13 protein-coding genes are annotated in these 20,060 nt (G+C 63.1%); 9 read left to right on the forward strand and 4 right to left on the reverse strand.

Annotated elements, in window-relative coordinates; all coding sequences use genetic code 11:
- The first annotated feature begins 367 nt into the window (after positions 1-367).
- The 5 genes from rimP (at position 368) to truB (ending at position 6,803) form a co-directional block, all read left to right on the forward strand.
- Positions 368-826: a ribosome maturation factor RimP gene (gene rimP / locus AWB74_RS31885; protein ID WP_061150600.1), complete on the forward strand. Its 459-nt coding sequence runs from the start codon at positions 368-370 to the stop codon at positions 824-826.
- Positions 823-2,298, forward strand: a complete 1,476-nt coding sequence (gene nusA, locus AWB74_RS31890) for a transcription termination factor NusA (protein ID WP_061150601.1) — start codon at positions 823-825, stop codon at positions 2,296-2,298. The genes rimP and nusA overlap by 4 nt, the downstream gene beginning before the upstream one ends.
- A 93-nt stretch (positions 2,299-2,391) precedes the next feature.
- The gene (infB, locus tag AWB74_RS31895) at positions 2,392-5,406 is read left to right on the forward strand and encodes a translation initiation factor IF-2 (RefSeq protein ID WP_061150602.1); all 3,015 of its coding nucleotides are present in this window, start codon (positions 2,392-2,394) and stop codon (positions 5,404-5,406) included.
- 95 nt (positions 5,407-5,501) lie between these two features.
- On the forward strand, positions 5,502-5,879 hold the full coding sequence (gene rbfA / locus AWB74_RS31900; protein WP_061150603.1) for a 30S ribosome-binding factor RbfA: 378 nt from the start codon (positions 5,502-5,504) through the stop codon (positions 5,877-5,879).
- Entirely contained in the window at positions 5,880-6,803 is a 924-nt protein-coding gene (gene truB, locus AWB74_RS31905; RefSeq protein ID WP_061150604.1) for a tRNA pseudouridine(55) synthase TruB, read from the forward strand. It abuts the gene before it with no gap.
- A gap of 50 nt (positions 6,804-6,853) precedes the next feature.
- Here truB and AWB74_RS31910 read toward each other — a convergent pair whose 3' ends face one another.
- From AWB74_RS31910 to AWB74_RS31925, 4 genes are all read right to left on the reverse strand, one after another.
- The gene (locus AWB74_RS31910) at positions 6,854-8,410 is read right to left on the reverse strand and encodes a DHA2 family efflux MFS transporter permease subunit (RefSeq protein WP_061150605.1); all 1,557 of its coding nucleotides are present in this window, start codon (positions 8,408-8,410) and stop codon (positions 6,854-6,856) included.
- Between the two features lie 12 nt (positions 8,411-8,422).
- Complete coding sequence (locus tag AWB74_RS31915; protein ID WP_061150606.1) at positions 8,423-9,676, reverse strand: EmrA/EmrK family multidrug efflux transporter periplasmic adaptor subunit; 1,254 nt, start codon at positions 9,674-9,676, stop codon at positions 8,423-8,425.
- Positions 9,677-9,728: 52 nt separating this feature from the next.
- The gene (locus AWB74_RS31920) at positions 9,729-11,240 is read right to left on the reverse strand and encodes an efflux transporter outer membrane subunit (protein ID WP_061150607.1); all 1,512 of its coding nucleotides are present in this window, start codon (positions 11,238-11,240) and stop codon (positions 9,729-9,731) included.
- A gap of 84 nt (positions 11,241-11,324) precedes the next feature.
- Positions 11,325-11,831, reverse strand: coding sequence for a MarR family winged helix-turn-helix transcriptional regulator (locus AWB74_RS31925; RefSeq protein WP_061150608.1), 507 nt, complete (start codon positions 11,829-11,831; stop codon positions 11,325-11,327).
- Between the two features lie 315 nt (positions 11,832-12,146).
- On the opposite strand from AWB74_RS31925, the gene typA reads away from it, so the two are divergent.
- From typA to lpdA, 4 genes are all read left to right on the forward strand, one after another.
- A complete protein-coding gene (gene typA / locus AWB74_RS31930; RefSeq protein WP_061150609.1) occupies positions 12,147-13,973 on the forward strand; it encodes a translational GTPase TypA in 1,827 nt (608 codons plus the stop codon).
- 298 nt (positions 13,974-14,271) lie between these two features.
- A complete protein-coding gene (locus AWB74_RS31935) occupies positions 14,272-17,130 on the forward strand; it encodes a 2-oxoglutarate dehydrogenase E1 component (protein ID WP_061150610.1) in 2,859 nt (952 codons plus the stop codon).
- Between the two features lie 85 nt (positions 17,131-17,215).
- Positions 17,216-18,523, forward strand: coding sequence for a 2-oxoglutarate dehydrogenase complex dihydrolipoyllysine-residue succinyltransferase (odhB, locus tag AWB74_RS31940; protein WP_061150611.1), 1,308 nt, complete (start codon positions 17,216-17,218; stop codon positions 18,521-18,523).
- 89 nt (positions 18,524-18,612) lie between these two features.
- Positions 18,613-20,055: a dihydrolipoyl dehydrogenase gene (lpdA, locus tag AWB74_RS31945; RefSeq protein WP_061150612.1), complete on the forward strand. Its 1,443-nt coding sequence runs from the start codon at positions 18,613-18,615 to the stop codon at positions 20,053-20,055.
- The last annotated feature ends 5 nt before the right edge of the window (positions 20,056-20,060 follow it).

The following is a 20,060-nucleotide window of genomic DNA, read 5'->3' on the forward strand; positions in this document are numbered from 1 at the left end:
GTGCAAAGTAGGCGCCGTACAGCGGATTCGGGCGATGTGCGGTGCTTCAGTTGCGGTTTGACGGCGCGAAATGCTGCGCTTCAGTTTTCAGGATCACGGAAGCGGAATCGGCGCGAAACGGGCCTCAACAGGGCCGAAAGCGCGCTTTACGTTTGCGTTTATCCTGAAAAATGGCTAAAATCATGAAGTCGCTGGGTACGTAGTTTTTTCGCTGCCCGGGTGCGACCTCGGTTGAAGAAGATGGGCGTTGCGCCCATTTTTTTTTGGCTTTTCGGTTCGGCATCTCGGGAGCAGGGGTGCGCGCCCGCATGAAGGCGCTCGCCCGCAGGTGTTTCGGCGTGGAGCGCGCGAACACCTTGGAGTTACTGTGCAACTGACGGAATTGATAGAAACCACGGTCTCGGGCCTGGGCTACGAGCTTGTCGATCTCGAGCGTTCGGGAGGCGGCATGCTGCGTGTGTATATCGACCAGCCGGCCGGTATCGCCATCGAAGACTGCGAGAAGGTCACGCGTCAGCTCCAATACTTGCTCGAAGTCGAGAACATCGACTACGACCGGCTCGAGGTTTCGTCGCCGGGGCTCGACCGTCCGCTCAAGAAGCTCGCGGATTTCGAGCGCTTCGCGGGAAGCGAAGTGGCCATTACATTGAAAAAGCCGCTGGACGGACGCAAATCGTTCCGCGGCATCCTGCACGCCCCCGAAGGCGACAAGATCGGATTGGAATTTGAAGGGAAGGACGGCGCCGCCATGCTGGATTTCACGCTCGCGGACCTCGACAAGGCACGTCTCGTCCCCAAGGTTGACTTTAGGAGCCGCAAACAATGAGTCGCGAAGTACTGATGCTGGCGGATGCGCTGGCACGCGAAAAGAACGTCAACAAGGACGTCGTGTACGCAGCCCTGGAAGCTGCGCTTGCTTCCGCCACGAAGAAGCTCTTCGAGGAAGACGTGGATATCCGCGTCGCGATCGACCGTGAGAGCGGCGAGCATGAAACCTTCCGCCGCTGGCGCGTGGTGCCGGACGAGGCCGGCCTGCAGGAACCCGATCAGGAAATCCTGCTGTTCGAAGCGAAAGAGCAAAAGCCGGACGTGGAGATCGACGAGTACATCGAAGAGCCGATTCCGTCGATTGAATTCGGCCGTATCGGCGCGCAGGCGGCCAAGCAGGTCATCCTGCAGAAGGTGCGTGACGCCGAGCGCGAGCAGATCCTGAACGACTTCCTCGAGCGCGGCGAAAAGATCATGACCGGCTCGGTGAAGCGCCTCGACAAGGGCAACTTCATCGTCGAATCGGGGCGCGTGGAAGCGCTGCTGCGCCGCGACCAGCTGATTCCGAAGGAAAACCTGCGCGTGGGCGACCGCGTGCGCGCGTACATCGCGAAGGTCGACCGCACCGCGCGCGGCCCGCAGATCGAGCTGTCGCGCACCGCGCCCGAATTCCTGATGAAGCTGTTCGAGCTCGAAGTGCCGGAAATCGAACAAGGCCTGCTGGAGATCAAGGCAGCCGCGCGCGATCCCGGCGTGCGTGCGAAAATCGGGGTGATCGCCTACGACAAGCGCATCGACCCGATCGGCACTTGCGTCGGCATCCGCGGTTCGCGCGTGCAGGCCGTGCGCAACGAGCTCGGTGGCGAGAACGTCGACATCGTGCTATGGTCGGAAGATCCCGCGCAGTTCGTGATCGGCGCCCTCGCGCCGGCAGCCGTCCAGTCGATCGTCGTCGATGAAGAAAAGCACGCGATGGACGTCGTCGTGGACGAGAACGAACTCGCGGTCGCCATCGGCCGCGCCGGCCAGAACGTCAGGCTCGCCAGCGAGCTCACGGGCTGGCAAATCAATATCATGACGCCGGACGAATCGGCGTTGAAACAGAACGAAGAGCGTGGCAAGTTGCGCGAGCTGTTCATGGCGCGTCTGGACGTGGACGAGGAAGTCGCCGACATCCTGATCGACGAAGGCTTCACGAGCCTCGAAGAAATCGCCTACGTGCCGCTCAACGAAATGCTCGAAATCGAAGCCTTCGACGAAGACACCGTGCACGAGCTGCGCAATCGCTCGCGTGACGCGCTGCTCACGATGGCCATCGCCAACGAAGAGAAGGTCGAAGGCGTCGCGCTCGATTTGAAGAGTCTCGACGGCATGGACAGCGAGCTGCTGGCCAAGCTCGCAGAGCACCAGATTCAGACCCGCGATGACCTCGCGGAGCTGGCTGTAGATGAACTGGTCGAAATGACCGGTATGGAAGAGGATGCCGCTAAGGCGTTGATCATGAAAGCACGTGAACACTGGTTCCAGTGAGAAATGACCATGGCGCACTGAAATTTGGCGGCCTGTCTGGCCGCGTGACCCCGATCTAACCGCAAGGGTATGTCCTTGCATCAAGAGGAATGAATGGCGAGTAACAACGTAGCCCAATTTGCCGCGGAACTCAAAATGCCTGCGGGCGTCCTGCTCGAGCAGTTGCAGGCGGCTGGCGTCCAGAAAGCGAGCGCGAACGACGACCTGTCCGAGACGGACAAGGCGCGTCTGCTCGATCATTTGCGCAAGTCGCACGGTTCCTCCGACGCCGACAAGCGCAAGATCACTTTGACCCGCCGGCATACGTCGGAAATCAAACAATCCGACGCAACGGGTAAAGCTCGCACCATTCAGGTCGAGGTGCGCAAAAAGCGTGTTTTCGTGAAGCGTGACGAAACCGGCGTCGAGCAGCCCGAAGCGGCCGCGTCGAATCATGTCGAAGAGCCGGAAGTCGACGAGGCCGAACTCCAGCGCCGCGAGGAAGAAGCGCGCCACGCTGCCGAGCAGCTCGAGCGTGAAGAGCGCGAGCTGAAGGAGCGTCAGGCGAAGCTCGAGCTCGAGGAAGCCGAGCGCCGCGCCCGCGAGGAAGCGGCGGAAGCCGAGCGTCGCAAGCAGGAAGAAGAGGCGGCGCGCCGTGCAGCGGCCGCGGCTCAGGCAGCGGAAATCTCGCGTGCGGCGCAGGCCGCGCGTCAGGAGACACGCGCCCAGCCGGCGGCGGAAGCGAAGCCGGTGGACAAGCAGGCTGACAAGCAAGCGGACAAGCAAGCCGAGGAAGCGCAACGCCTGGCCGCCGAGAAGGCCGCGGAAGAAAAGGCCGCGAGCGAGCGTGCCGCGCAGCGCGAAGCCGCCAAGAAGGCGGAAGAAGTCGCGAAGGCCGCGGCCGAGAAGGCGCGTCTGGAACAGGAAGCCATCGCGAAGCGCCGTGCAGCGGCCGAAGCCGAAGCGCGCGCGATCCGCGAAATGATGAACACGCCGCGCAAGGCGCAGGTGAAGGCGCCGGAACCGGCACCCGCCGCGAAGCCGGCGGAAGCGGCGAAGGCCGCCGAAGCGAAGGGTACGCTGCACAAGCCCGCGAAGCCGGAAGGCGCGCAGGCTGCACGTCCCGCTGCCGCGAAGAAGCCGGCAGCTGGCGGCACAGCCGCGCCGTCGACGACTGCACCCGCAGGCGCAGGCGACAAGAAAAAGGCTGGCGGCAAGGGCGGCTGGTCGCAGGACGACGCATCGAAGCGCCGCGGCATCAAGACGCGCGGCGACTCGAGCGGCGGCGTCGATCGCGGCTGGCGCGGCGGTCCGAAGGGACGCGGCAAGCATCAGGAACAGACGTCGTTCCAGGCGCCGACCGAGCCGATCATCCGCGAAATCCACGTGCCGGAAACCATTTCGGTGGCGGACCTCGCGCACAAGATGTCGGTGAAGGCTTCGGAAGTCATCAAGGTGATGATGAAGCTCGGCCAGATGGTCACGATCAATCAGGTGCTGGACCAGGAAACGGCGATGATCGTCGTCGAAGAACTGGGCCATCGCGCGGTCGCGGCGAAGCTGGACGATCCGGAAGCGTTGTTGATCGAAGGCGAAGCGACGGAAGACACGGCCGAGAAGCTGCCGCGTCCGCCGGTCGTTACGGTGATGGGTCACGTCGACCACGGCAAGACCTCGCTGCTCGACTACATTCGTCGCGCGAAAGTGGCGGCGGGCGAAGCGGGCGGCATCACGCAGCATATCGGCGCTTACCACGTCGAAACGCCGCGTGGCGTCATCACCTTCCTCGACACGCCGGGTCACGAAGCCTTTACGGCGATGCGTGCGCGCGGTGCGAAGGCAACCGACATCGTCATTCTGGTCGTTGCAGCCGATGACGGCGTGATGCCGCAGACGAAGGAAGCGATCGCTCACGCGAAGGCGGGCGGCGTGCCGATCGTCGTCGCGATCAACAAGATCGACAAGCCGGACGCCAATCCCGACCGCGTGAAGCAGGAACTCGTCGCGGAAGGCGTGGTGCCGGAAGAGTACGGCGGCGATTCGCCGTTCCTCGAAGTGTCGGCGAAAACCGGCAAGGGCATCGACGATCTGCTGGAAAACGTGTCGCTGCAGGCCGAAGTGATGGAACTGACCGCGCCGGTCGAAGCGGCTGCGAAGGGTCTCGTCATCGAAGCCAAGCTCGACAAGGGCAAGGGCCCGGTCGCGACCATTCTGGTGCAGTCGGGCACGCTGAACCGCGGCGATGTCGTGCTGGCGGGCAGCGCTTATGGCCGCGTGCGCGCCATGCTGGACGAAACCGGCAAGTCGACCAAGTCGGCAGGTCCGTCGATCCCGGTGGAAATCCAGGGTCTGTCGGAAGTGCCGGCCGCGGGCGAGGAAGTCATCGTGCTCCCGGACGAGCGCAAGGCGCGCGAAATCGCGCTGTTCCGTCAGGGCAAGTTCCGCGACGTCAAGCTCGCGAAGCAGCAGGCCGCGAAGCTCGAAAACATGCTCGAGCAGATGGGCGAAGGCGAAGTGCAGAACCTGCCGCTCATCGTCAAGGCGGACGTGCAGGGCTCGCAGGAAGCGCTGGTTCAGTCGCTGCAAAAGCTCTCGACGAACGAAGTGCGCGTGCAGATCGTGCACAGCGCGGTCGGCGCGATCAGCGAATCGGACGTCAATCTGGCGACGGCGTCGAAGGCGGTCATCATCGGCTTCAACACGCGTGCGGATGCTCAGGCGCGCAAGGTGGCCGAGTCGAACGGCATCGACATCCGCTACTACAACATCATCTATGACGCAGTGGATGAGGTGAAGGCGGCGATGTCCGGCATGCTGGCGCCGGAGAAGCGCGAGACGGTGACGGGCATGGTCGAGGTGCGCCAGGTGATCCGCGTGCCGAAGGTCGGCCTGATCGCGGGTTGTATGGTCACGGACGGTTTCGTCAAGCGCTCCTCGTCGGTGCGCGTGATCCGCAACAACGTCGTGATCCATACCGGCGAACTCGATTCGCTCAAGCGCTTCAAGGACGACGTCAAGGAAGTGCGTCAGGGCTTCGAGTGCGGTATGTCGATCAAGAACTTCAGCGACATCGTCGAAGGCGATCAGTTCGAAGTCTTCGAAGTGACGGAAGTGGCGCGCACGCTGTAATGCGCTAGCCGCTGATAAAGGGGCGGGGTGAGCCTGGCGGCTTGCTCCGCCCTTTTCATTTGAAGCGGCGGCGGCTAAGAAAACGGAACGACATCATGGCAAAAAGAAAGACATCCCCGAATCGCAACGTGCAGATTGCGGATCAGATCCAGCGCGATCTCTCGGAGCTGATGCGCGAGGTGAAGGACCCGCGCATCGGGCTCGTGACGATTCAGAGCGTCGAGCTCACGCCCGACTATGCGCACGCGAAGGTCTACTTCACGACGCTCACGGGCGATCCGAAGCAGACGCAGGAAGGGTTGAATCACGCGGCGGGTCATCTGCACAATCTGCTGTTCAAGCGGCTGCACATTCACACGGTCCCGACGCTGCATTTCCACTACGACCAGACGATCGAGAAGGCCGTCGAAATGTCGCGCCTGATCGACGAAGCCAATGCGACGCGCGCCAAAGATGACGAAGAAGGCGCATAAGTGAAAGGCGGTCCGAAGATTCCACGTCGCGCGCTCGATGGCGTGTTGCTGCTCGACAAGCCGCTGGGCTGGTCGAGCAACGATGCCTTGATCAAGGCGAAGCGGCTCTATCTGGCGAAGAAGGCGGGCCACACCGGCACGCTCGATCCGCTCGCGACGGGCCTTTTGCCGTTGTGTTTCGGCGAGGCGACCAAGTTCTCGCAAGATTTGCTCGAGGCCGACAAGACGTATGAAGCGACGATGCGACTCGGCATCCGCACGACGACCGGCGATGCCGAAGGCGAGGCGCTCGACACGCGCGACGTGACGTGCGATGAAGCCGCGGTTGCCGATGCGATGACGAAGTTTCTCGGCAATATCGTTCAAATCCCGCCGATGTACTCCGCCCTGAAACGCGACGGCAAGCCGCTCTACGAGTACGCGCGCGCCGGACAGACGGTGGAACGCGAAGGGCGGCCGGTGACGATTCACGCCTTGCAGTTGATCGCGTGCGCGTTGCCGCTCGTGACGTTTCGCGTGACGTGCAGCAAGGGCACGTATGTGCGCACGCTTGCGGAAGATATCGGCGAAGCGCTCGGATGCGGCGCGCATTTGACTGCGCTGCGCCGTACGGGCGTCGGCGCCTTGACGCTCGAGCACGCGGTCACGCTCGACGAACTGGCGAGCCTGAGCGACAGCGAACGCGACGCGCGTCTGCAACCGGTCGACGCGCTTCTGTCGACATTTCCTGCCGTAGAGCTAAACGACGAAGCGACCCAACGCTTTCTGCACGGCCAGCGTTTGCGGCTCGCGGATGTCGTGAAAACGCGTCTCGAAGACGGTCGCGTGCGCGTTTATGCGCAGGAAGGCGGCCGGTTGCTGGGCGTCGCGAAAGCAGGCGAGGGTGTGCTCGCGCCGGAACGCCTGATTGTCACAGCCCAATGAGAAAGGCCCGGACTGAAATCCGGGCCTTCGTCATCATCGAGCGGCAGAGATCAATGCGCCGCCGATGCCGCCGCCGCTGAATCGCCGCCTGAACGCTCGGGCCGCGTGATCCAGATCAGCGCGATCAGCGCGACGAAAATCCCCGCCGAGATATAGAACATATCGTTCACGCCGAGCTGCGCGGCCTGCTGCGTGGCCATGCTGTTGAAGAAGCCTCGAGCCTGCTCCTGCGAAAAGCCGAGCGCGCCCATCTGCTGCATCGAATTCGCAAACACAGGGTTGTACGCATTCGCGCCTTCGATCAATTGCGCGTGATGCACGATCGAACGATGCTCCCAAGCCGTCGAGAAAATCGACGTGCCGATGCCGCCGCACATGATCCGCACGAAGTTCGACAGCCCCGACGCCGCAGGAATGCGATGCCCCGGCAAGCCCGACAGCGTGATCGACACGAGCGGAATGAAGAAGCCCGCCATGCCGATGCCCTGAATCAGCGTCGGCACCGTGAGCGCCCATGTATCGACGCCAGTCGTATAGCGCGAGCGCATCCAGAAGCACAGCGCGAACACTAGGAACGCGGCCGTCGCGATATAGCGCGGATCGGTGCGCGGCAGGAACTTGCCGGTGATCGGCGAAAGCAGGATCGCGAAGAGGCCGACTGGCGCCATCACGAGACCGGCGTTCGTCGCCGTATAGCCGATATCGGTCTGCAGCCACAGCGGCAGCAGCACGAGATTGCCGAAGTACAGCCCGTAGCCGATCGACAGCGCGATCGTCCCGCCCGTGAAATTGCGCAGCTCGAAGAGCGATAGATCGACGACCGGATGCTCCGCCGTCAGCTCCCACACGATGAAGAACGCGAACGAGATCACCGCGATCAGCGCGAGCACGACGATCGTCGTCGAGTTGAACCAGTCGAGGTCCTTGCCCTTGTCGAGCATGATCTGCAGCGAACCGACCCAGATCACCAGCAGCCCGAGACCGACGGTGTCGATCGGCGCCTTGCGGATCGCCGAGTCGCGGTCGCGGAAAATCGCGAACGTGGCGATCGCCGCCGCGAAGCCCACCGGGATGTTCACGTAGAAGATCCACGGCCACGAAATGTTGTCGGAGATCCAGCCGCCCAAAACCGGACCGGCGACGGGCGCGATCAGCGTGGTCATCGACCACATCGATAACGCCATCGGCGCTTTTTCGCGCGGGTAGCTCGCGAGCAGCAGCGTCTGCGACAGCGGAATCATCGGGCCGGCGACCGCGCCCTGAAACACGCGCGCGGCGAGCAGGAAGGGCAGCGTCGGCGCGAGACCGCAGAGCCACGACGCGATCACGAACAGGATGATCGAGCCGAGAAACAGCCTCACCTGACCGACGCGCTGCGTGAGCCAGCCGGTGAGCGGCACCGAGATCGCGTTGGCCACCGCGAACGACGTGATGACCCACGTGCCCTGATCGGACGACACGCCGAGATCGCCCGAGATCGACGGAATCGAGACGTTCGCGATCGACGTGTCGAGCACGTTCATGAACACCGCGAGCGACACGGCGATCGTCCCGATGACGAGTTTGCCGCCCGAAAGCGGCGGATGAACGACGTTTTGCGCTGACATGGGCGAATCCGCTTACATCAGCTTGGCGGCCGATGCGGACTTCGCCGTCTTGCCGCGCGCGGCAGCCGACGACGACGTGCCTTGCGCCGCCGTACCCGCGCCCGCGTTCTGCTGAATGATGCGCGCGATTTCCTGATCGGCCTGCGCACCGTAGTTGTCGAACACGTTGGTCTGGTAGACCGTGTTCTGCGCGTTGCCGAGCTGGCCGCCTTGCTCGTTTTTGATCGTCACGTCGACGTTCATCGAAAGCCCGATGCGCAGCGGATGCTGCTCCAGTTCCTTCGGATCGAGCTCGATCCGCACCGGCAGGCGCTGCACGACCTTGATCCAGTTGCCCGTCGCGTTCTGCGCGGGCAAGAGCGAGAACGCGGAGCCCGTGCCGGCCGAGAAGCCGATCACCTTGCCGTGGAACACGACGCCCGAGCCGTAGAGGTCGGCCGTGAGCTCGACCGGCTGCCCGATGCGCATGTGCTTCAACTGCACTTCCTTGAAGTTCGCGTCGACCCACACGGCGTTGAGCGGCACGATCGCCATCAGCGGATTGCCCGGCGACACGCGCTGGCCGACCTGCACCGAGCGCTTCGCGACATAGCCCGTCACCGGCGCCGGCAGCGTGTTGCGCGCATAGTTGATGTACGAGTCACGCACTTTCGCGGCGGCGGCGAGCACGTTCGGATGATCGGCGATCGTCGTGTTGGCGGTGAGCGAGCGGTTCGAGGCGAGCTCCTGCTCGGCGGCGTCGAGCGCGGCCTGCGCGCTGCGCACAGCGTCGCGCGCATGCGAGATTTCTTCCTGCGACACAGCGCCCGTCTGCGCGACCTGCATGCGGCGCTTCAGATCGTCCTGCGCGCGCGACAAGTCCGAGCGGCGCAGCGCGATCTGCGCTTCGTACTGGTTGTTGTTGACGAAGAACGTGCGGACCTGGCGCACGGCCTGCGCGAGATTTGCCTCGGCGGAGTCGAGCGCGACCTTCGAATCGGCCGGATCGAGCACGACGAGCGGATCACCGATCTTCACCGTCTGCGTGTCGTCCGCGTTCACGGAAATCACCGTGCCGACGACCTGCGGCGTGATCTGCACGACGTTGCCATTCACGTAGGCGTCGTCGGTGGATTCGTGAAAGCGCGCGACGAGGAAGTAGTACAGCCCGTACGCGACGGCGGCGATGATGATGACGAGCACGATCAGCGTCATCAGCCGGCGGCGTTTACCGTTGCTCTGCTTCGGCGCGGGCGCGGCGGCTGCGGTTTGTTGAGGGTCGCTCATGAAAGACTCCGAATATTCCGTATTGGTCTTGATGCGTGTTCTTGTGTGGGGCTCACTGCGACGGCGTCGGATTCGACGCCTGGCTTTGTCCGCTGCCGTCGATCGCGAGATTCGCGTTCGTTGCGTCGAAGCCACCGCCCAGCGATTTGATCAGCGCGATCTGCAGATCGGTGCGCTTGAGACGCAGATTCGTCACGGTCTGCTCGTTGGCGAGACGGTTTTCGTCGGCGTTGAGCACCTGCAACTGCGGCGAGAGGCCGGCCTTGTAGCGAATCACTGCGAGCTGGTAGGCGCTTGTCGCCGCCGTGAGTGCGCGCTGGGCGTCGGCCGTCTGCTTGTCGAGCGAGCGGATCGCCGAAATGTTGGTCGCGACGTCACTCAGCGCGCTGATGAGCGTCTGGTTGTAGTTCGCGACATCGCCCTCGAAATCGGCGTAACGGCCCTTCAACTGCGCGCGCAACGCGCCGGCATCGAAGATCGGCAGATGCACCGCCGGCCCGATCTGCATCTGCCGGCTGCTCGCCTGCAGGAAGCGGCTCCAGCCGAACGCGTCGAAGCCGAAGGCCGCGGCGAGGTTGATGTCCGGGAAGAACTCGGCCTTTGCTTCCTTGATGTTGTGCGTCGCGGCCTCGACCTGCCAGCGCGCGGCGACGATATCCGGGCGGCGCGCGACGAGGTCGGCGGGAACATTGTCGGGCAGCGTGACGTTGACCTTCGGATCGATCACGGGTTTGCCGATCTGCATGCCGCGGTCCGGGCCTTTGCCGAGCAGCGCCGCGAGCTGATAGCGGACGGTTTCGATCTGGCCGTCGAGCTCCGACAGGTTCGTCTGGCTCGTCGCAACGTTGCCTGCCGCCGTCTGGCGCTCGACGTTGGTGTCGAGGCCGGCAGTGACGCGCCCGTCCGTGATGCGTCCCACGTCCTGCCGGTTCGCGATCTCGCGCGCGGCGACATCGCGCAGCGCGTAGAGCAGCGCGAGCTGGTTATAGGTGCGCGCCACCGATGCCGCGAGCGTTACGCGCGCCTGCTGCATATCGGCCTCGGCAGCCTTTTGCTGCGATACCGCCATGTTCAGGCGCGAACGGTTCTTGCCCCAGAGATCGAGCTCCCACGACGCACTCACGAGCGCGTTGTTCTCGCTGTACCAGGTGCCGCCGTAGGGCGGCGGGAAGAGGGCGTTGGCGGAGTACAACTCGCGCGTCCACGAATACGAACCGGTGACCTTGGGATAAAGCGCCGAGCGCGAGCTTTCGATATACGACGACGCCTTCGCGATGCGCGCCTGCGCCTGCGCGATGCTCGGACTGTCCGCGAGCGCTTCGTCGATCAGTTGCGGCAGTTGCGGGTCGCCGAACTGCTTCGCCCAGTCGAGCGTCGGCCATTGGCCGCCTTGCGCGGGCACGCTTTGCGTAGCCTCGAAATTGTCCGGCGACGTGATCTGCTTGTCGCTCGAAATGCCCGAATAGTTCGCGCAGCCCGCCATCGCGAAAACCGCGATGACCGCGGCCACGGCGCTTTTCGCACGGCTCGGCGAGCGTTGCACGGACAGGGAGAGGTATTTCATATCTCGTCTCTCGAGATGAGAATTAAAAGTGGACGTTGCAATGATTTTGTAGGCTTTGGGCCGGCAATTTGCTTGACGTCGCAATCACGTACCCGGCTTATCGTTGGCGCTAACCAGCGACGCCACCGACGGGTCGCATGAGTTCGCGAGAATCCGTCTCATCATACTTTTCAGGAAGCCCACTTCCTCGGGCGTGAAGCCCGTCAGCAGGTGATCGAGCACGCGCGCGAAAATGGCGGGAATCCTTTCGGCAGTCGCCTGGCCGTCGTCGGTGAGCTCGAGGCGCACGACGCGCCGGTCTTCCTCGCTGCGCACGCGCGAGAGCAGTCCGCGCTTTTCCAGCCGGTCGATCAGGCGCGTGACCGCGCTCGCGTCGATGCCGTATTCGCGGGCGATATCGGCAGCCGTCCAGCACTTGCCAACGGCCAGCATGAATACGATGCTGGCCTGCGTGCCCGTGATGCCCAGCTCGGACGACGTGTGTTGCGTGACCATGTTCCACATGGTCGAGCGTACCCGGCCGATCAGATAGCCGACGCTTTCGGCCAATACGTAATCGCCGATCGCCGTGGATTTCGGGGCGTCGCTCATTGAAATAACGGTGCGGATGCAATAGTTGACTAGGCAGCATTATAGGCGCAGCGTATCTGATGCGGCAATAGTTTTTCTGAATATGCTTAACAATCCGCGGGTGTCTGCCTGCGCGTCAGGCGCGCTTCAAGCTGGCCCGATTTACGGGTTGAGTCCTATTGCAAGGGAACGTCATCCGTGCGTGCTATAATTTACGGTTCTCACCGCGCCGGGCCCGTTTTTGTCATGCTTGCATGATGGTTTTGAGGGGGCTTGCCGAGCCATGGAGTCTCAGACGAGACTCGCTCCGACGGCGCACAACCAAGACATCTTTCTATGACTCGCGCCCTCCGCAATATCGCCATCATTGCCCACGTCGACCACGGCAAGACCACGCTCGTCGACCAGTTGCTCCGCCAGTCGGGCACGTTCCGGGAAAACCAACAGGTCGCCGAGCGGGTCATGGACTCGAACGACATCGAAAAGGAACGCGGCATCACGATCCTGGCGAAGAACTGCGCCGTCGAATACGAAGGCACGCACATCAATATCGTCGATACGCCGGGACACGCGGACTTCGGCGGTGAAGTGGAGCGTGTGCTGTCGATGGTCGATTCCGTGCTGCTGCTCGTCGACGCCGTCGAAGGCCCGATGCCGCAAACCCGCTTCGTCACGAAGAAAGCGCTCGCGCTCGGTCTCAAGCCGATCGTCGTGATCAACAAGGTGGACCGTCCGGGCGCACGCATCGACTGGGTGATCAACCAGACGTTCGATCTCTTCGACAAGCTCGGCGCCACCGAAGAGCAGCTCGACTTCCCGATCGTGTACGCGTCGGGTCTGAACGGTTATGCCGGTCTCGATCCGGAAGTGCGTGAAGGCACGATGCGTCCGCTCTTCGAAGCCATTCTGGAACACGTGCCGGTGCGTCCGGCCGATCCGGACGGTCCGCTGCAATTGCAGATCACGTCGCTCGACTACAACTCGTACGTCGGCCGTATCGGCGTGGGCCGTGTCGCGCGTGGCCGCATTCGCCCCGGCATGCAGGTCGCGGTGCGTTCGGGTCCGGACGGCGCGATCCTGAATCGCAAAATCAATCAAGTGCTGTCGTTCCACGGTCTGGAACGCGTGCAAGTGGAAGAAGCGCAGGCCGGCGATATCGTGCTGATCAACGGCATCGAGGAAATCGGTATCGGCGTGACCATCTGCTCGCCGGACAATCCCGAAGCGCTGCCGATGATCACCGTCGACGAACCCACGCTCACGATGAACTTCCTCGTGAACTCGTCGCCGCTCGCGGGCAAGGAAGGCAAGTTCGTGACGAGCCGCCAGATTCGCGATCGTCTGACGAAGGAACTGAATCACAACGTCGCGCTGCGCGTGAAAGATACCGGCGACGAGACCACGTTCGAAGTGTCGGGCCGTGGCGAATTGCACCTGACGATTCTCGTCGAGAACATGCGCCGTGAAGGCTATGAGCTGGCCGTCTCGCGTCCGCGCGTCGTGCTGCAGGAAATCGACGGCGTGAAGTGCGAGCCGTACGAAAACCTGACCGTCGATATCGAAGATCAGCATCAGGGCGGCGTGATGGAAGAGCTGGGCCGCCGCAAGGGCGAAATGCTCGACATGTCCTCCGACAGCCGTGGTCGCACGCGCCTCGAATACAAGATTTCGGCGCGCGGTCTGATCGGCTTTCAGGGCGAATTCCTGACGCTCACGCGCGGCACGGGCCTGATGAGCCACACGTTCGACTCCTATGCGCCGGTGAAGGAAGGGTCGATCGGCGAGCGCCGCAACGGCGTGCTGATTTCGCAGGACGACGGCGCGGCCGTCGCCTATGCGCTGTGGAAGCTGCAGGATCGCGGCCGCATGTTCGTGACGCCGGGCGACGCGCTCTATGAAGGCATGATCATCGGCATTCACAGCCGCGACAACGACCTCGTCGTGAACCCGATCAAGGGCAAGCAGCTGACCAACGTGCGCGCCTCGGGCACCGACGAAGCCGTGCGTCTCGTGCCGCCGGTCCAGCTTTCGCTGGAGTACGCGGTCGAGTTCATCGACGACGACGAACTCGTCGAAGTCACGCCGCAGTCGATCCGCCTGCGCAAGCGTCATCTGAAAGAGCACGAGCGTCGCCGCGCAAGCCGCGAAGCGAACGCCGAATAAGCTGCGCATCGGCCGACAAAAGCCGCCTTCGGGCGGCTTTTTCATGAGCGCAGCCACCCCTTGCTTATCCCGAAATTGCCCGCAAATGCCCGATGCAGAAGGGGCGCGGGCAACACGCACATGCGACCTTCGGTCATATGACAATTGGTTCTGTGCTATGCTTCCAAGATTAGCTGTCGCTTTTTAGGTCCTTCCAAGCAGACTTGATTCGCGCAATCCGCTAAACGGTCAGGCCGTGGCGCGGAAGGTTTCGTAACCCGCACTTCCTCGAGAAACTCGAAGAAAGGTGAGCGTAAAAATGATGAAGCAATTCCAGTCGAACTCCTATCTGTTCGGCGGTAATGCTCCGTACGTTGAAGAGTTGTACGAGCAATATCTCGATAATCCTGCGTCAGTGCCCGAGACCTGGCGCGCCTACTTCGACGCGTTGCAGAACGTGCCCGCTTCAGACGGCACGGCTCACAACGACGTGGCCCACGGCCCCATCGTCGAATCCTTCGCCCAGCGCGCGAAGGCGAATGCCTTCATTCCGCGCGAAAGCACCGGTGACCTCACCACCGCGCGCAAGCAAGTCCACGTTCAATCCCTCATCGGCGCGTATCGCTTCATGGGCACGCAATGGGCCAACCTCGACCCGTTGAAGCGCCGCGAGCGTCCCGCCATCCCCGAGCTCGAACCCGGTTTCTACGACTTCACCGAAGCCGACATGGACCAGGTGTTCAACTCGACGAACCTGTACTTCGGCTTCGAGCAGGCGTCGCTGCGCGACATCGTCAAGGCGCTGCGCGACACTTACTGCGGCACGATCGGCGCTGAATTCATGTACATCAGCGATCCGGAGCAGAAGCGCTGGTGGCAGGAGAAGCTCGAGTCGATCCGCTCGACGCCGGCTTTCTCGAACGACAAGAAAAAGCACATCCTCAAACGCCTGACGGCCTCCGAAGGCCTCGAGCGCTTCCTGCACACGAAATACGTCGGCCAGAAGCGCTTTTCGCTGGAAGGTGGCGAGAGCTTCATCGCGTCGATGGACGAAGTCGTCCGTCACGGCGGCAAGAACGGCGTGCAGGAAATCGTCATCGGCATGGCGCACCGCGGCCGTCTGAACGTGCTGGTCAACACGCTCGGCAAGATGCCGGCGGACCTCTTCGCCGAATTCGAAGGCAAGCACGTCGATGACCTGCCGGCCGGCGACGTCAAGTATCACAAGGGCTTCTCGTCGGACGTGTCGACGGAAGGCGGCCCGGTTCACCTGTCGCTCGCGTTCAACCCGTCGCACCTCGAAATCGTGAATCCGGTGGTCGAAGGCTCGGCCAAGGCGCGCATGGACCGCCGCGGCGACGAGGAAGGCCTGCAGGTGCTGCCGGTGCAGGTTCACGGCGACGCGGCTTTCGCGGGCCAGGGCGTCGTGATGGAAACGCTGAACCTCGCGCAGACGCGCGGCTACGGCACGCACGGCACGTTGCACATCGTCATCAACAACCAGATCGGTTTCACGACGTCGGACCCGCGCGACGCGCGCTCGACGCTGTACTGCTCGGACGTCGTCAAGATGATCGAGGCGCCGGTGCTGCACGTGAACGGTGACGATCCCGAAGCGGTCGTGCTCGCGACGCAGCTCGCGATTGACTTCCGCATGAAGTTCCACAAGGACGTGGTCGTCGACATCATCTGCTTCCGCAAGCTCGGCCACAACGAGCAGGACACCCCGGCGGTCACGCAGCCGCTGATGTACAAGACCATCGCGAAGCATCCCGGTACGCGCGCCGTGTACGCCGAAAAGCTGGTGCAGCAGGGCGTGATCACGGCCGAAGACGCGGACAACTTCGTCAAGGAATACCGTCAGGCGATGGACGAAGGCCATCACACGGTCGATCCGGTGCTCTCGAACTACAAGAGCAAGTACGCGGTCGACTGGGTGCCGTTCCTGAACCGCAAGTGGACCGACGCGGCCGACACCGCCGTGCCGCTCGCGGAACTGAAGCGTCTGGCCGAGCGCATCACGACGATTCCGGAAAACTTCAAGGTTCACCCGCTCGTCGAGCGCGTGATCAACGACCGCCGCGCGATGGGTCTCGGCGAAGCCAAGCTCGACTGGGGCATGGGCGAGCATCTCGCGTTCGCGTCGCTGGTGGCGTCGGGTTATGCAGTGCGTCTGACCGGTCAGGATTCGGGCCGCGGCACGTTCACGCATCGCCACGCCGTGCTGCACGATCAGAACCGCGAGCGCTGGAACGACGGCACGTACATTCCGCTGCAGAACATCGCGGAAGGGCAGGCTAAGTTTACGGTCATTGACTCCGTGCTTTCCGAAGAAGCGGTGCTCGGTTTCGAGTATGGCTATTCGACCGCCGAGCCGAACACGTTCGTCGCGTGGGAAGCGCAGTTCGGCGACTTCGTGAACGGCGCGCAGGTCGTGATCGACCAGTTCATCTCGTCGGGCGAAGTGAAGTGGGGCCGCGTTTCCGGCCTCACGATGATGCTGCCGCACGGCTATGAAGGCCAGGGTCCGGAGCACTCGTCGGCGCGTATCGAGCGTTTCCTGCAACTGTGCGCGGACCACAACATGCAAGTGGTTCAGCCGACGACGCCGGCGCAGATCTTCCATCTGCTGCGCCGTCAGATGATCCGCCTGTTCCGCAAGCCGCTGATCATCGCCACGCCGAAGTCGCTGCTGCGTCACAAGGAAGCCGTGTCGGATCTGTCGGACCTGGCGAAGGGCTCGTTCCAGCCGGTCATCGGCGAAGTCGATGAAGCGATCGAAGCGAAGAAGGTCAAGCGCGTGATCGCATGCTCGGGCCGCGTGTACTACGACCTCGTCGCGCATCGCCGCGAAGCGAAGAGCAACGATGTCGCCATCGTGCGTATCGAGCAGCTGTATCCGTTCGCGCACAAGCAGTTCGACGCGGAGCTCAAGAAGTACGAGAACGCGACCGAAGTCGTGTGGGTGCAGGACGAGCCGCAGAACCAGGGCGCCTGGTTCTACGTCGAGCACCATCTGCGCGAAGGCATGCGCGAGGGCATGAAGCTGGCCTATAGCGGCCGTCCGGCTTCGGCGTCGCCTGCGGTCGGCTACTACGCGAAGCACTACGAGCAGCAGAAGGCGCTCGTGGAAGGCGCGTTCGGCCGCCTGAAGGGCGCGCAGACCATCGCGAAGTAATTCGGCTTGATCGGGACGGGAGCGTCGAAGCGCTTCCCGTCCCGAGGCTCGTACACACACAGACACGCATCAGGACAATACTGAAATGGCTATCGTAGAAGTCAAGGTTCCCCAGCTCTCCGAGTCGGTCTCGGAAGCGACCATGCTGCAATGGAAGAAGAAGCCGGGCGAGGCTGTCGCCCAGGACGAAATCCTCATCGAGATCGAAACCGACAAGGTCGTGCTCGAAGTGCCCGCGCCGTCCGCCGGCGTGCTGGCGCAAGTGATCAAGCACGATGGCGATATCGTCACGGCCGACGAACTCATCGCGAAGATCGACACCGAAGCGAAAGCCGGTGAAGCGCCTGCGGCCGTCGCCGCTGCAGGCGACGCCGAAGTGAAGCCGGCTCCGCAAGCCGAACCGGTTGCTGCCACGGCGGCTCCGGCTGCTGCGCAGGCATCGGCGGGCGCGACCGGTGGTGCAGCATCGCCTGCCGCGACGAAGATTCTGGCCGAGAAGGGCGTTTCGGCGGATCAGGTGTCGGGTTCGGGCCGCGACGGCCGCATCACGAAGGGCGACGCACTCGCTGCTTCGGCATCGGCCCCGGCTCCGGCTGCTGCGAAGGCTGCCGCGCCGGCTGCGCCCGCGCGCGCCGCGAAGCCGTCGCTGCCGTCGGTTGCCGCACCGGCATCGGCGGATCAATGGCTGAAGGACCGTCCGGAACAGCGCGTGCCGATGTCGCGTCTGCGCGCGCGTATCGCCGAGCGTCTGCTCGAATCGCAGCAAACCAACGCCATCCTGACGACGTTCAACGAAGTCAACATGGCGCCGGTCATGGACCTGCGCAACAAGTACAAGGACCGCTTCGAGAAGGAACACGGCGTGAAGCTCGGCTTCATGTCGTTCTTCGTGAAGGCCGCTGTGCACGCGCTGAAGAAGTTCCCGCTCGTGAACGCATCGATCGACGGTAACGACATCGTCTATCACGGCTATTTCGACATCGGTATCGCTGTCGGTTCGCCGCGCGGTCTGGTCGTGCCGATCCTGCGCAACGCGGATCAGATGAGCCTCGCCGACATCGAGAAGAAGATCGCCGAATTCGGCCAGAAGGCGAAGGACGGCAAGCTGTCGATCGAAGAAATGACCGGCGGCACGTTCTCGATCTCGAACGGCGGCGTGTTCGGCTCCATGCTGTCGACGCCGATCATCAACCCGCCGCAGTCCGCGATTCTCGGCGTGCACGCGACGAAGGAACGCGCGGTCGTCGAAAACGGCCAGATCGTGATCCGCCCGATGAACTACCTCGCGCTCTCGTACGACCACCGCATCATCGACGGCCGCGAAGCCGTGCTGTCGCTGGTCGCGATGAAGGACGCGCTGGAAGATCCGGCCCGTCTGCTGCTGGACCTGTAAGAAAAGCAATTCGCCTCGATGCGCGCGATAGGCTCGCGCGCATCGCACGAGGCTGCTCCGCATGAGCGGAGATAGACCAAAGGAAAGTCATGTCCAAGGAATTTGATGTCGTCGTGATCGGCGCGGGCCCTGGCGGCTATATCGCGGCGATTCGCGCAGCGCAGCTCGGCAAGTCGGTTGCGTGTATCGAGAAGTGGAAGAACCCGGCGGGCACATTGAAGCTCGGCGGCACGTGCCTGAACGTGGGCTGCATTCCGTCGAAGGCGCTGCTGGCGTCGTCGGAAGAATTCGAGAATGCGTCGAAGCATCTGGAAGATCACGGCATCAGCGTGTCGGACGTGAAGCTCGATGTGTCGAAGATGCTCGCGCGCAAGGACGGCATCGTCGAGAAGATGACGAAGGGCATCGAGTTCCTGTTCCGCAAGAACAAGATCACGTGGCTCAAGGGCCACGGCAAGTTCGCCGGCAAGAGCGGCACCGGCGTGCAGATCGAAGTGTCGGGCGAAGGCCAAGATGGTGAAACTCGGGAAGTCGTCACCGCGAAGAACGTGATCATCGCGACGGGTTCGAAGGCGCGTCATCTGCCGGGCATTCCGGTCGACAACAAGCTGATCGCCGACAACGAAGGCGCGTTGTCGTTCGATTCCGTGCCGAAGAAGCTCGCTGTCATCGGCGCGGGCGTGATCGGTCTGGAGCTCGGCTCGGTGTGGCGTCGTCTGGGCGCTGAAGTGACCGTGCTCGAAGCGCTGCCGCAATTCCTCGGCGCAGCGGACGACTCGCTCGCGAAGGAAGCCGCGAAGCAGTTCAAGAAGCAAGGTCTCGACATTCATCTCGGCGTGAAGATCGGCGAAGTGAAGACGTCGGACAACGGCGTGTCGATCGCTTACACCGACAACGCGGGCAACGCGCAAACGCTGGAAGCGGACCGCCTGATCGTGTCGATCGGCCGCGTGCCGAACACCGATAACCTCGGTCTCGAAGCGATCGGCCTGAAGGCGAACGAGCGCGGTTTCATCGACGTCGACGATCATTGCGCGACGAGCGTGCCGAACGTGTATGCGATCGGCGACGTGGTCCGTGGCCCGATGCTCGCGCACAAGGCGGAAGACGAAGGCGTGGCGGTGGCGGAGATCATCGACGGTCAGAAGCCGCATATCGACTACAACTGCGTGCCGTGGGTCATCTACACGGAACCGGAAATCGCGTGGGTCGGCAAGACCGAGCAGCAGCTCAAGGCCGAAGGCCGCGAGATCAAGACCGGCCAGTTCCCGATGATGGCCAATGGCCGCGCATTGGGTATCGGCAAGGCGGAAGGCTTCGTCAAGATGATCGCCGACGCGAAAACCGACGAAATCCTCGGCGTGCATGTGATCGCGGCGGACGCGTCGGACCTGATCGCGGAAGCGGTCGTCGCGATGGAGTTCAAGGCGGCGTCGGAGGATATCGGCCGCATTTGCCATCCGCATCCGTCGCTGTCGGAAGTGATGCGTGAAGCGGCGCTCGCCGTCGACAAGCGTGCGTTGAACATGTAAGACGG

Origin of the sequence: Caballeronia arvi (assembly GCF_001544695.2) — a bacterium.
GTDB classification, from domain to species: domain Bacteria; phylum Pseudomonadota; class Gammaproteobacteria; order Burkholderiales; family Burkholderiaceae; genus Caballeronia; species Caballeronia arvi.